Below are 12,790 nucleotides of genomic sequence, written 5' to 3'. Positions count from 1 at the left end.
CCATGGGGGCGGTCGGGCGCTGCCCGGGCAAACCCGGGCAGGACATTATGTTAAATATTCTCCAGTTTTGACGGATCAAAGTCTGGACCGGGGAGCAATTCGACACCGGCTTTGCTCATGCGAACCTCAACGCCTGCTTGGAATAGCTTATCCTTAAGTTGATCTACTTCACTGAAGTCTTTCGTGATTTTCGCGCGTGTTCGAAGTGAATCCAACTCTGCGCCCAAAGTTGCTAGGTCTGGGTGACCAGAAACACCAATTCCTGACGAATTGTGTAAAAAGTCTCTTTTCCAAGCCTCTTTAGTCGCATCCGATAGAAAACCAAGCCAACGCGCATTGTCCAGAAGCTCTTGAGGGCTCTGAGACTCCAGAGCCGCAAGCCTCATCAAAGCCAGATGCGTGTTTAGATCGCTCGATAAAGCTTCCACTATTCTGGAGTCAGGTACGAAATCACTTAGTGGCGTCGGCTCCAAATCAACCGTTAAGCGATGCCAACCGTCGAGCACATGATATGCATGATCGGCCTTCGATTTGGTCCAGTCCATCGGCTTGCGATAATGCGTCTGCAGGAAGACAAAGCGGATCACCTCTCCCGGCACGCCTTGTTCCAACAAGTCATGCACAGTGAAGAAGTTGCCCAGAGATTTGGACATCTTCTTGCCTTCGACCTGCAACATTTCGTTGTGTAGCCAGTACCGGGCGAACTCGCCTTCGGGGTGGGCGCAGCAGCTCTGCGCGATCTCGTTCTCATGGTGCGGGAACATCAGGTCGTTGCCGCCGCCGTGGATATCAAAGCTCGCGCCCAACAGCTCATAGCTCATGGCCGAGCATTCGATGTGCCAGCCCGGACGACCGCGGCCCCAGGGGCTGTCCCAGCCCGGCAGGTCATCGGTCGAGGGCTTCCACAACACAAAATCCATCGGGTTCTTTTTATAAGGTGCAACCTCGACCCGAGCCCCGGCGATCATGTCATCGCCCGAACGGCCGGACAGCGCACCATATTTGTTTTTCCAGCTGTCCACAGCAAAAAGAACGTGCCCCTCGGCCGCATAAGCGTGACCCTTGGCGATCAAATCCTCAATCATCTCAACCATTTGCGCGATGTACTCAGTCGCACGCGGCATCTCGTTCGGCTCCAGCGCGCCCAAGGCCCCCATGTCGTGCAGATACCAGCCAATCGTCTCGTCCGAACGCTCTTGCACCAACTGTTCCAGCGTCCCTTGGGCACCAGCTTGCTGCCGCGACAGCGCAGTTGCGTTGATCTTGTCATCGACATCGGTGAAGTTGCGCACATAGGTCACGTGGTCCGCACCATAGACATGGCGCAGCAACCGATACAGCACATCGAACACGACCACGGGCCGCGCGTTCCCCAGATGGGCGCGATCGTAAACCGTTGGTCCACAGACATACATCCGCACATTTTCAGGATCGATCGGAACGAATTCCTCTTTCGTCCGCGTCCGGGTGTTGTGCAGTTTGATCGGTGTCATCGGTTGGCTCCTAAGAACAACAAAGCGTGTCGCGTTGGCGCGGGCTTAGCAACTTGTCTCAGGGATGAAAACGAAAGAAACCGGCCCGCTTGATTAATCAGCAGGTAATGCAGCAGATAATGATGCAGGTCATCCGGTTCATACCCTTCCCCTAACACGGACATGACGCTGAGCCAAGGCTTGAGTTCGACCGTCGGATCGCGCACCTTGTTGATATGAGCCGAGATCTTGTCAATTCGATCTGCCGTGCATTGCCCGGCGCTGACGTGTCCGACCCGTGGGGCGGAGGCCACGACGCCTGGAAAGTCGGCGAAAAGATGTTCGCATGTATCGGCACCGCCAACGACGGCGTGTCCGTCAAAACTCTGGATATTGAAACGGCGCGGATGCTGATCGACGCTGGAATTGGCACAAAAGCCCCCTATTTTCACCGCAGTTGGATTCGGCTGCCCTTCGATTGCGACGAGGATGAACTGCGCCACCGATTGACCTCATCCTACGATCTGGTCCGGTCATCACTGACCAAAAAGGTGCAGGCCACGCTTCCCCCGCGAAGCTGATTGACTTTTCCCAACGCCTCTGGCCCTGTCGGCGCTGAAGACATGAACGGAGCGTGCCATGAAATTGTCGCAGCGTATCACTCATATGACCGGGGGCGGCAGCGACGGGTGGGATGTTTTCTACCGCGCGCGACGGCTGATCAGCGAAGGCCATCCGATCACCGAACTGACAATTGGTGAGCATGATATCCGCACAGACGAAACGATTTTAAACGCTATGGATATCTCGGCCCGGCAAGGAAATACGGGCTACGCCATGGTCCCGGGCACCGATTTGCTGCGCGACACCGTGGCTGCGCGCATTCAGGCGCGCACCGGGGTGAAGACGACCCGCCATAATGTGCTCATTACACCGGGTGGGCAGTCGGCCCTTTTCGCCGCACATGTCGCTGTCTGCGATCCCGGGGATATCGGTCTGTATCTCGACCCTTACTATGCCACCTATCCCGGAACCATCCGAGGCGCGGGCGCAACGGCGCAGGCGATACAGACATCTGCCGCAGACGCCTTTCAACCACGGGCCGAAGATATCGACACGGCCGCCGACGGCGCGGTTTCCCTCTTGATCAATACACCCAACAACCCAACCGGAGTCGTCTATTCCCAGCAGACCCTTGAGGGAATCGCCGAAGTCTGCCGCAAACGCGATCTCTGGCTGATTTCAGATGAGGTTTACGACACACAAGTCTGGGAAGGCACGCATATTTCCCCGCGCACCCTGCTCGATATGGCCGAGCGTACGCTGGTCGTCGGGTCCATGTCCAAGTCACATGCCATGACCGGTTCGCGCTGTGGTTGGGTAGTTGGGCCCGAAGAGGTCATCTCTCATCTGATCAACCTCGCCACGCATACGACCTATGGGGTGCCCGGGTTCATTCAGGACGCGGCCAGCTTTGCGCTCAATGCGGGTTCTGACTTTGAAGAAGAAATCGCGGCTCCGTTCCGCCGTCGCCGTGCGCTGGCCGTTGACATTCTGGCCTCACAAAACACCATCGGTCTGGTCCCTGCGCAGGGTGCGATGTATCTGATGCTGGACATCCGCTCCACCGGGATGAGCGGTGAGGGCTTTGCCAACACTTTGCTGGACACACATGCGATTGCCGTCATGCCGGGTGAAAGCTTTGGTCAAGCGGCTGCCGGACATGTCCGGGTTGCAATGACCATTGAAGACGACCGCTTCGCCGCAGCCCTCAAGACGATCTGCGATTTCGCAACCGGATTGGCGGAAAGCCACGCGGCGGAATAGAGAGAATCAGAACCGGAAAGTCGTCCGTAGGTTGAATACATTGGTATCAACTCCGCCCTCGGTTCGGGTTACATCGTCAAAGTTCTGACGCAGGGCTTCGCCGCTGATTACAAAGCTGTCTCCGATCGGATAGGCAAGGCCGATGCCATAGACAGCCGCCGTATCGTTATCTTCCGACGCGTCCAAGCGGGCTGCGCCGACGACAACATAGCCCATGGCAGAGCCAAAATCATAACCGCCCCGCAGTTTCAGGCGGGTCATACTGTCCAGGCTACCTTCACCCTGCCCCAAATCCAGAGAAAGCCGGTTGTACTCAAGCTCGCCGCCCAAAACAAAGTTGCCGAAGTCATAATCATAGCCGACGTGGGGCCCGAAGACCGTCTCGTTTCCGCTGGACCCGCCGGGGCCATCTGCATCCACATAGCCAAAGCTGAAACCCGCATATGCACCGGTCCAATCCTCGGCCAGAGCAGGTGCAGCGCCGATCGCCGTCCAAGCGAGAATGAGGGCCGTCAGGGCTTTCATCAACCTCTCCAAATAACCTTGCAACAAAGCCTAGGTCGTAACTGGGAACCGTCACATCAAACTTGGTCGGCAATCTTTAACAATAAGTTGAGATCACAAACCGATCTTAAATAAGTAGTAGAAGCATAACAGATTTTTCCAACTTCGGAAAAAAACTTTACCTAACGACAAGAACGTGGTGCTAACAAAGCACAACACTTCGCTTTTAGCCCCTCAGGTCGCAAACAGGACAGATTGTTGTCCCCTGCCTTGAAACACTGCGCCTCACCAGTTGAGGACCCGCATGCAAAGTGACATTTGGAAAATTCGCCTGATCAGCCGTACCATTGGTGCGGATCGCGGGCGTGCCGCGCGGGGGCGGCCGGAAGCGGTCTGAGTACACTCACCCTGAACGTACTTTATCGACCGGACTCTGGAACTATGAACGAACAAACCCGTAACTCATCACGCAGCGGCGGACGCGCCGCGCGCCGTGCAGCCCGTGCATCCGCACTGCCGGAACATCTGCGCCCCATTCGCCCTGGAATGGAGGGCGGAACTCTGAAAGTGCTGACACAGGCACAAGTCGAAAAAATCCACGAAGCTGCGCTGACCGCGTTGGAGACCATCGGCCTGGCCGACGCCCCCCAAAGCGGGATCGACTACCTTGTCGGCGCCGGGTGCATTCTGGGTGATGACGGCCGCATCCGATTCCCACGCGCATTGGTCGAAGACACCATCGTCAAGGCCAATCGCTCGGTCACTTTGCACAGCCGGGACGGCAAAACCGATCTGGAGCTGTCGGGTAACCGGGTACACTATGGGACCGCTGGCGCAGCCGTCAGCATGGTCGACGTTCACGGGCAGGAATACCGTGATTCAACCGTTCAGGACCTGCACGACGCCTCTCGGATCTGCGAACAACTTGACAACATTCACTTTGTTCAACGTCCAATGGTATGCCGCGACATCGCGGACAACCTCGAGATGGACCTGAACACCGTCTACGCTACGACATCCGGCACGTTCAAACACATCGGCACATCGTTTACCGAACCGAGCCATGTCGCACCGGCCATCGAAATGCTCCACGTGATTGCCGGTGGCGAGGACAAGTGGCGCGAACGGCCGTTCATGTCCAACTCAAACTGCTTTGTCGTGCCACCCATGAAATTCGCAACGGAAAGCTGCGAAGTGATGGAAGAGTGCATCAAGGCCGGTATGCCAGTCCTGCTGCTGTCCGCTGGCATGGCCGGTGCAACCGCACCTTCAACCGTCGCTGGTGCGATCACGCAAGCCACAGCCGAGTGCCTGGCCGGTCTGGTTTATGTAAACGCCGTAAAGCCCGGTGCGCCTGCAGTTTTTGGCACCTGGCCCTTCGGTCTGGATCTGCGCACCGGCGCCATGTCCATCGGGTCAGGCGAGCAGGCTTTGCTGACCGCTGGATGCGCCCAGATGCACCATTTCTACGACTTACCCGGTGGTGCCGCTGCAGGCGCGTCGGACGCGAAACTGCCGGACATGCAAGCAGGATGGGAGCAGATGTGCTCGAACGTCATGGCTGGGCTTTCCGGCCTGAACATGGTGTATGAGGCTGCGGGTATGCACGCCTCATTGCTGGGTTTCTGCTTTGAAAGCCTCATCCTCAGCGACGATCTGATCGGTCAGGCGCAGCGCTGCGTGCGCGGGATCGAGGTCACGGATGAGACATTGGCGCTGGATCAGATTGCCGAGGTCTGCATGGGCGGTCCGGGCCACTATCTTGGGACGGATGCCACGCTCAGCCGCATGCAGGCGGACTATGTCTATCCGACCTTTGGCGACCGGTCTTCACCTAAGGAATGGGTGGAATTGGGCAAACCGGGCCTGATCGAAAAGGCGATCAAGCGGAAGGAAGAAATCCTGTCCAGCCCGTCTGCCGCCCGGTTCGATCCGCTTCTGGATGCCGAGCTTCGCGGCAGATTCAACATTCACTTACCGTCGTAACTAATTGAAATAAGGCGGCCCGATGGGGTTCGGGCCGCCGATGCCTTCGCAGGATCAGCCGTTGCTGGGCGGTAGCAATCCAGCTTCCTGTGCGATGGCAATTTCGTCTGCGTCCAGCGAACCGTCGCCATTGGCGTCCATCGCCGAGAAACCGTCAGCGTCGACCTCAGGCAGAACGGCCTGAACCTCTTCGATGGTCAGAACTCCGTCTCCATTTGTATCTGCTGATGCTTGCGCCGAAGCCAATGCCGGCAGACCAATTGCGATTGCGGAAATGAGTGCGAGGTTTTGCGGTTTCATTGTGATGCCTCCTGATTAGATTTGTGTGTGTTTTGCGTCCGGACAGGCACCAGAAACACCCATTGGCCGTGCGCCGTCACCCCAAGCGGTCAAGGCGACCAAATTCGCGCCATTCTCCGCGTGTTTGTCTGAGTCGCGTCCGCAATCAACCGCTGGAAGAAATGCACCAGACGCGTTTCGGCGAATCTTGCCCGACGCGCCTTGTCCTATCCGGCAAAGCCCTGCCTAAATCAGCGAGTCGGCAGCCCAAAAAGAAAGGGGGCCGAAGCCCCCTGTCAGTTTCGCCTCCCAGGCTCATTTCGTTGACCGCCCGGTGTTTTTTTGCCTGCGGCCTGGACTGCGCATGGGACGAGCGCACCCGCCCCGTGAAAGAGTGGGAGGGAGCAAATATTCCGCCCCACCCTGTTCCCGACCGACACGGGCATGTCGACCGAGTGGAACAAGGCATCCTTGGTAAGTCTTGGCGCCTTGCTCCGTGTTCGTCGGGATCGGACATCCGAGGGGAAGTCCTGATCCCTGCACCCTGGGTTGCCACGGTGCTATTTCAGAAGAATTACTTCTTCTTGTTCGGACGCTGAGTTAGCGCCGACGCTGCTGCCGTCTTGGCAGCTTTCGATGACTTCGGATTCCTGAGAACCTTAGCTGCGGCAGATGCAGCTTTGGCACTAGTAACTTCCGAATTCTTTCGACGAGACATAGTTCGTCCCTCCTTATCCACAGGCTACTTGAGGACAACTCATGTATTTCCTGTGGGTTGGCAGCGCGTCATTGATCGCCGAACTCGAACGTGTTTTCTCCTTTCTATCGGTCAATTGAACCGAGTCGGTTTATCCCTCGCCCGCACTGGTGAAGCGGGGGAAAGCCGGGGCGCGAAACTGGTACTTTCGCGCCCCAACCCCTCATTTCTTAGCTACATCCGCTGGTCGCGCCGCAGGTGTTGCATTTCATGCAGGTACCGTTCCGAACCAGCGTGTAGTTTCCGCATTCTCCGCAGGGATCTCCCTCATAGCCCTGCATCTTGGCTTTGGTCCGCGCGTCCATCCCGGTCGCCACTGCGGTCTCTGCTACTGGGGCTTCGAATGTTGCCGCGGCTTCCGCCATGCCGTTCGCCTCGGCCTGACCGCCGTTAAACACCACCAGATCTTGAGGCAGACGTTTGCGCAGATAACCGGTCGAGCTGATTTGTTTCAGCACTTCCAAGGACTTGGACGCCGCACTATCGCTGATCTCGGACACGTTGGACAGACCATCTTCTTCGCCCCGGCCCAGATCGTCGAAGGTCGCGCCTTCGGGTTTCACATGAGCCAGATCGGTTCGATCCAGATAGGACACGGCCAGTTCGCGGAAGATGTAATCCAGGATCGACGTTGCGTTCTTGATCGAGTCATTGCCCTGCACCATCCCCGCTGGTTCGAACTTGGTGAAGGTGAAGGCATCCACGAACTCTTCCAGCGGTACGCCGTATTGCAGGCCGACCGACACCGCGATGGCAAAGTTGTTCATCATCGCCCGGAAGCCAGCACCTTCCTTGTGCATGTCGATGAAGATCTCGCCCAGCTTGCCGTCTTCGAACTCACCGGTCCGCAGATAGACCTTGTGGCCACCAACAATCGCTTTCTGGGTGTAACCCTTGCGGCGATGCGGCAGTTTCTCGCGATGGCTGCGGATCATTTCCTTGACCACAACCTTCTCGATCACCTTCTCGGCCAGAACGACGGCTTTTTCCTGCGTAGAACCGCTTTCCAGCACTTCCGCCGCCTCATCGTCATCCTCGACCAGCGCCGCCGCCAGAGGCTGCGACAGTTTCGAGCCATCGCGGTACAGCGCGTTCGCCTTCACACCCAGCGACCACGACAGTTCGTAGGCCTTCTGGCAGTCCTCGATGGTCGCGTCATTCGGCATGTTGATCGTCTTCGAGATCGCGCCCGAGATAAAGCTTTGCGCTGCGGCCATCATGGTGATGTGGCTATCAACCCCAAGGAAACGCTTGCCTTTTTTACCGCACGGGTTGGCACAGTCGAAGATCGAATAGTGCTCTTCCTTCAGGTGCGGCGCACCTTCCAGCGTCATCGTCCCGCAGACGTGGTCGTTCGCCGCGTCAATATCTGCCTTGGTAAAGCCCAGATGGCGCAGCAGGTCGAAGGTCGGGTCATTCAGCTTGGTCGCCGGGATACCCAGAACACCGGTGCAGAAATCCTCGCCCAATGTCCACTGGTTGAAGACGAAGCGGATGTCGAAGGCGCTTTCCAGCGCGGCATCCACCTTGGCCAGTTCATTGGGGCCAAAGCCGTGGCCGGTCAGCGAGGTGTGGTTGATCCCCGGAGCGTTTCCGATGGTGCCGTGACCGACGGCATAGCCTACGATCTCTTCGATCTGAGACGAAGAATACCCCAGCTTTTCGAGCGCCGAAGGCACCGAGCGGTTGATGATCTTGAAGTAACCGCCACCGGCCAGCTTCTTGAATTTGACCAGCGCAAAGTCAGGCTCGATCCCGGTGGTGTCGCAATCCATCACCAGACCGATGGTGCCGGTCGGCGCGATCACGGTGGCCTGCGCGTTGCGGTAGCCGTTCTTTTCGCCGAGGCTCAGCGCTTCATCCCAAGCCGACATGGCCAGATCGATCAGACGCTTGTCCGGGCAGTTGCCGTGATCCAGAGGCACCGGCTTCACGGCCAGCTTCTCATAGCCCTCGGTCACACCCTGCGACGCGCGGCGGTGGTTGCGGATGACGCGCAACATGTGGTCTGCGTTGCGCTTGTAGCCCTTGAACGGGCCAAGCTCTCCAGCGATCTCAGCCGAGGTTGCATAGGCCACACCGGTCATAATCGCGGTGAGAGCACCACATATCGCCCGACCTTCATCCGAGTCATAGCTGTAGCCCATGTTCATCAGCAGACCGCCGATGTTCGCATAGCCCAGACCCAACGTACGGAAATCGTAGGACAGTTGCGCGATTTCCTTGGACGGGAACTGCGCCATAGTGACCGAAATTTCCAGCGTCAGGGTCCAAAGGCGCGAAGCGTGCATGTAGTCCGCCGCCTGGAACTCACCATCCTTGAGGAAGGTCAGCAGGTTCATCGACGCCAGGTTACAGGCCGTGTCATCGAGGAACATATATTCCGAGCACGGGTTCGAGCCGCGAATCTCACCGTCTTCAGGGCACGTGTGCCATTCGTTGACCGTGTCGTGGAATTGAATACCCGGGTCAGCACAAGCCCACGCGGCGTGACCGACCTTTTCCCAAAGATCGCGCGCCTTAACCGTGCGAGCAACCTTGCCATCAGTCCGGTTGATCAGTTCCCAATCCGCGTCTTTCTCAACCGCCGTCAGGAACGCGTTGGTAACTCGGATCGAGTTGTTCGAATTCTGGCCCGAGACCGAGCTGTACGCTTCCGAATCCCAGTCCGTGTCGTAGGTCGGGAATTCGATGCTGTCGTGGCCCTGTTTGGCGTAGTCCAGCACACGCTTGATATAAGTCTCTGGGATCGCAACCTTTTTGGCTTCGCGAACCGCTTTCTTCAGGCTGTCATTTTTGTTGGGATCATACGCGTCGTCCTGCGCGCCGTCCCAGCTGCGGATGGCCTCGAAAATACCGTTCAGCATCTTCTCGTGCATCTTCGATCCGGCAACGATCGAGGCCACCTTCTGCTCTTCGATCACCTTCCATTCGATGAATTGCTCGATATCGGGGTGATCTGCATCGACGATTACCATCTTTGCTGCTCGACGGGTTGTCCCGCCTGATTTGATCGCGCCAGCGGCGCGGTCGCCGATCTTGAGAAAGCCCATAAGGCCCGAGGACTTGCCGCCGCCCGACAGCGCTTCGCCCTCTGCACGCAGATGGCTGAAGTTGGTTCCGGTACCCGAGCCATACTTGAACAGGCGCGCCTCGCGCACCCACAAATCCATGATGCCGCCTTCGTTCACCAGATCATCATCAACGGACTGGATGAAGCACGCATGCGGCTGCGGATGTTCGTAAGCGGATTTCGATTTGGTCAGCTTGCCGGTTTTGTAGTCGACATAATGGTGCCCCTGCGCCGGGCCATCGATTCCGTATGCCCAATGCAAGCCGGTGTTAAACCACTGCGGGCTGTTCGGTGCGGCGCGCTGGGTCGCCAACATATACCGCATCTCATCAAAATAGGCGCGCGCGTCTTCTTCGGTCGAGAAGTAGCCGCCTTTCCAGCCCCAGTACGCCCATGCGCCTGCCAAGCGGTCGAACACCTGCTTCGAAGATGTCTCACCGCCAAATTCCGCGCCTTCGGCTGGCACCGAGCGCCACAGGAACTCAGGAACGTCCTTTTCCTTGACCTTCTTCAGCTTGGAAGGAACGCCGGCCTTGCGGAAGTACTTCTGGGCAATAACGTCGCTTGCGACCTGGCTCCAGCGCGCGGGCACTTCGATGTTATCCAGGCGGAAGACGATTGTGCCGTCCGGGTTTCGAATCTCGGAGGTCGCAGAGACAAAGTCCAAATCTGCGTAAGCATCCTGCCCCGATTCCGTAAATTTCCTGTCAATCTTCATGTCCGCCGCCCTAGATTCAATCAACTTTTCCGTTAGCGTCAGGTCCGGAGACACGGACCGATCACCTTGCCGTAATAATTCAGGCGCAATAGACCGGTCGCTGCGTTTCACAGCGCAAAACCGACCCAACGGTTGCACGTTACTATGATGTGCTTTCCGACCCTCGCCCTGTGCCCTACTCTGGCTTTTCTACCAGATTTTGTGGCATCGCTTCCGGCCCATACAACTTGACGTATCCACCCATAGATCGTCAACGTCATTTTTAAGTCATTTTTGATATCTTTTGTGTTGACCGAAATCTGACACCCACCTGCGCGGCGCTAAGGCCCGATTCCTCCACAGGTTCATCCACCGCATCTTTGAAAAGCCCCAGGCGAATTAACCGTGTTTCCCGGCATGGTTATCGGCATTTGATAAACCAACGCTAAGATGGCTAGGCTGTTTGAGAATCAGAGCACGACCATTCCGAAGCCAGGCGCCAACTAAAGCTTAGAGCGCGATCAATAAAAGGAATCAGAACAGATGTTGTCGTTACGCATACTTCCGGTTCTGGCCCTGATCGTGGCCTGCACACCACATGATGTGCCCCCGCCTACGCGCAGCGCCCAATTCGAGAATTACCCTGAAAGACTGTTCGATACGTTCGAAATCAGCTGCGACGGCCCCGGAGAGCGTTTTGAAAACGTTGGGAATCGGGTTTTTGAATGTACCGAGCTTCTACCGCCGGAAACCACAGCCTTTCTGATTCTCAACTATGATGGTTACCCTCAGGACCTGCCAAAAAGCGTGATGCGCCTGACGTCGACCAAGAACAACCTGGGCTACCGCGTAGATGCCGAACTGTTCTTCAATATACCGCAAAGAACGGGCCCATCGGTCCGCGTTCCGGTGGAAAGCGAAACACTCGATAAGGCGCTTGGCGCGCTTTACCAAGCGATGGGTGGTTCACTAACGTAAGTGGAAGAAGTGGTCGGGGCGGCAGGATTCGAACCTACGACCCCCTGTACCCAAAACAGGTGCGCTACCAGACTGCGCCACGCCCCGGACCGTGCGCCTTCCTAACGATGCCGATCTGATTTGAAAAGCCCTAACAGGACCAAATTGCAGGACCTTGCGAAAAAATTTCGTGCCGCATCTCGGTTCCGGGTTTAATCGAGTAGCGCGCCGCCAGTCCGGCGTTGATTTCGAGTACCGCAAACACAGAATCGCCGCCTTCAATTGGCGTCAGATCTCCGGGAATCGCCCCCTGATGGACACGCGTCACAGTTCCTGATCGGTCGAGGAAAATGATATCCAGGGGAATCAGCGTGTTCTTCATCCAGAACACTACCCGCTGCGGCGGATCAAAAACAAATAACATGCCGGAACGGTTCGGAAGATTCTCACGGAACATCAGGCCGCGCGATCTTTCCTGCGGCGTAACGGCCACCTCGATATTGAAACGTATTTGCGCCGAGGCGTTCCTGATGTCGATTTGATCCGACCGACACGCGGCCTCAGCCATTCCGGACCAAAGCACCAAAAACGCGACAAGACCCGGAATCAGTTTATGCATCAGTTACTCAGTCGTCCAATGCGGCTTCCCAGGCCAGAACCTGTGCCGCCATACGTCCGCGCTTGCCGTCAATGACTCGCATCGCAAGGGCTTCGCCAGGTTGCAGATCCGAAAGCCCTGATCGGCGCAGTACTTCGATATGCAGAAAAACGTCTTCGCCCCGGCCAAAAACATTGGCGAAACCAAAGCCTTTGCCCTTGTCGAACCATTTGACGCGCGCAGCCTCCAGAGGGGCTGCGGCGATCTCGACCGGATCAAGCTCGGCAAAGTCAGCCAGCATCATCGTGTCGGTGCGCGCAGGAGGGTCAACACTGATGACTTCGACCGCCTGAACGCCACGGTCGGTGCGGTGAGTCATAATCTCGATACCAGCACCATCCGCAACCGAACTCTGACCGAAGTTGCGCAATACGTTGACGTGCAACAAAATATCCGGACCGCCCTCGTCAGACACAACAAATCCGTAACCCTTTGCAGGGTCGAACCATTTCACGTGTCCACGGACGCGGTACATGTTGTTCAGATCTTCTGGCACGGCGTTCCCATCGCGAAAATTGTCATTTCGTTAAGGGTCCGATGTGTATGGGAATGGCCCGCAAATTCAAGCTGAAAAAATCCC

10 protein-coding genes and 1 tRNA gene are annotated in these 12,790 nt (G+C 57.1%); 4 read left to right on the top strand and 7 right to left on the bottom strand.

All coding sequences use genetic code 11. The features are described 5' to 3' along the window. Positions 1 to 50: 50 nt before the first annotated feature. Positions 51 to 1,493 carry a cysteine--tRNA ligase gene (cysS, locus tag MHN28_RS00820; protein ID WP_239335019.1) on the bottom strand — a complete coding sequence of 481 codons (1,443 nt, stop codon included), beginning with the start codon at positions 1,491 to 1,493 and terminating at the stop codon, positions 51 to 53. Between the two features lie 215 nt (positions 1,494 to 1,708). Here cysS and MHN28_RS00815 point away from each other — a divergent pair, with 215 nt between their 5' ends. Next, positions 1,709 to 2,053: an MmcQ/YjbR family DNA-binding protein gene (locus tag MHN28_RS00815; protein WP_239335017.1), complete on the top strand. Its 345-nt coding sequence runs from the start codon at positions 1,709 to 1,711 to the stop codon at positions 2,051 to 2,053. Positions 2,054 to 2,111: 58 nt separating this feature from the next. Beyond that, entirely contained in the window at positions 2,112 to 3,299 is a 1,188-nt protein-coding gene (locus tag MHN28_RS00810) for a pyridoxal phosphate-dependent aminotransferase (protein ID WP_239335015.1), read from the top strand. A gap of 6 nt (positions 3,300 to 3,305) precedes the next feature. Here the strand turns inward: MHN28_RS00810 and MHN28_RS00805 are convergent, their stop codons facing one another. Further along, entirely contained in the window at positions 3,306 to 3,824 is a 519-nt protein-coding gene (locus MHN28_RS00805; RefSeq protein ID WP_239335013.1) for an outer membrane protein, read from the bottom strand. A gap of 420 nt (positions 3,825 to 4,244) precedes the next feature. On the opposite strand from MHN28_RS00805, the gene MHN28_RS00800 reads away from it, so the two are divergent. After that, positions 4,245 to 5,789: a trimethylamine methyltransferase family protein gene (locus MHN28_RS00800; protein WP_239335004.1), complete on the top strand. Its 1,545-nt coding sequence runs from the start codon at positions 4,245 to 4,247 to the stop codon at positions 5,787 to 5,789. Positions 5,790 to 5,843: 54 nt separating this feature from the next. Here the strand turns inward: MHN28_RS00800 and MHN28_RS00795 are convergent, their stop codons facing one another. Both MHN28_RS00795 and MHN28_RS00790 read right to left on the bottom strand, forming a co-directional pair. Next, positions 5,844 to 6,089 (bottom strand): hypothetical protein, encoded by a 246-nt coding sequence (locus MHN28_RS00795; RefSeq protein WP_239335002.1) that lies wholly within the window; start codon positions 6,087 to 6,089, stop codon positions 5,844 to 5,846. Positions 6,090 to 6,995: 906 nt separating this feature from the next. Next, positions 6,996 to 10,616, bottom strand: a complete 3,621-nt coding sequence (locus MHN28_RS00790; RefSeq protein WP_239335000.1) for a vitamin B12-dependent ribonucleotide reductase — start codon at positions 10,614 to 10,616, stop codon at positions 6,996 to 6,998. Positions 10,617 to 11,138: 522 nt separating this feature from the next. On the opposite strand from MHN28_RS00790, the gene MHN28_RS00785 reads away from it, so the two are divergent. Continuing rightward, positions 11,139 to 11,573, top strand: a complete 435-nt coding sequence (locus tag MHN28_RS00785) for a hypothetical protein (protein ID WP_239334998.1) — start codon at positions 11,139 to 11,141, stop codon at positions 11,571 to 11,573. A gap of 10 nt (positions 11,574 to 11,583) precedes the next feature. On the opposite strand, the gene MHN28_RS00780 is transcribed toward MHN28_RS00785, so the two are convergent. From MHN28_RS00780 to MHN28_RS00770, 3 genes are all read right to left on the bottom strand, one after another. After that, positions 11,584 to 11,660, bottom strand: a tRNA-Pro gene (locus MHN28_RS00780). Between the two features lie 43 nt (positions 11,661 to 11,703). Beyond that, on the bottom strand, positions 11,704 to 12,171 hold the full coding sequence (locus MHN28_RS00775; RefSeq protein WP_239334996.1) for a DUF192 domain-containing protein: 468 nt from the start codon (positions 12,169 to 12,171) through the stop codon (positions 11,704 to 11,706). A 7-nt stretch (positions 12,172 to 12,178) separates the two neighbouring features. Continuing rightward, on the bottom strand, positions 12,179 to 12,685 hold the full coding sequence (locus MHN28_RS00770; protein WP_174823325.1) for a cold-shock protein: 507 nt from the start codon (positions 12,683 to 12,685) through the stop codon (positions 12,179 to 12,181). Positions 12,686 to 12,790: the final 105 nt, after the last annotated feature.

Source organism: Ruegeria sp. Ofav3-42 (assembly GCF_022347725.1).
Lineage (GTDB): Bacteria > Pseudomonadota > Alphaproteobacteria > Rhodobacterales > Rhodobacteraceae > Ruegeria.
The sequence above is the reverse complement of the archived record's forward strand: the minus strand, read 5'-3'. Positions and strand labels throughout refer to the sequence as shown.

Coding starts and splice junctions, on each gene's coding strand:
- MHN28_RS00785 (WP_239334998.1), top strand. CDS start 11,139: ATGTTGTCGTTACGCATACTTCCGGTTCTGGCCCTGATCGTGGCCTGC.
- MHN28_RS00815 (WP_239335017.1), top strand. CDS start 1,709: ATGAGCCGAGATCTTGTCAATTCGATCTGCCGTGCATTGCCCGGCGCT.
- MHN28_RS00795 (WP_239335002.1), bottom strand. CDS start 6,089: ATGAAACCGCAAAACCTCGCACTCATTTCCGCAATCGCAATTGGTCTG.
- cysS (WP_239335019.1), bottom strand. CDS start 1,493: ATGACACCGATCAAACTGCACAACACCCGGACGCGGACGAAAGAGGAA.
- MHN28_RS00805 (WP_239335013.1), bottom strand. CDS start 3,824: ATGAAAGCCCTGACGGCCCTCATTCTCGCTTGGACGGCGATCGGCGCT.
- MHN28_RS00770 (WP_174823325.1), bottom strand. CDS start 12,685: ATGTACCGCGTCCGTGGACACGTGAAATGGTTCGACCCTGCAAAGGGT.
- MHN28_RS00800 (WP_239335004.1), top strand. CDS start 4,245: ATGAACGAACAAACCCGTAACTCATCACGCAGCGGCGGACGCGCCGCG.
- MHN28_RS00775 (WP_239334996.1), bottom strand. CDS start 12,171: ATGCATAAACTGATTCCGGGTCTTGTCGCGTTTTTGGTGCTTTGGTCC.
- MHN28_RS00790 (WP_239335000.1), bottom strand. CDS start 10,616: ATGAAGATTGACAGGAAATTTACGGAATCGGGGCAGGATGCTTACGCA.
- MHN28_RS00810 (WP_239335015.1), top strand. CDS start 2,112: ATGAAATTGTCGCAGCGTATCACTCATATGACCGGGGGCGGCAGCGAC.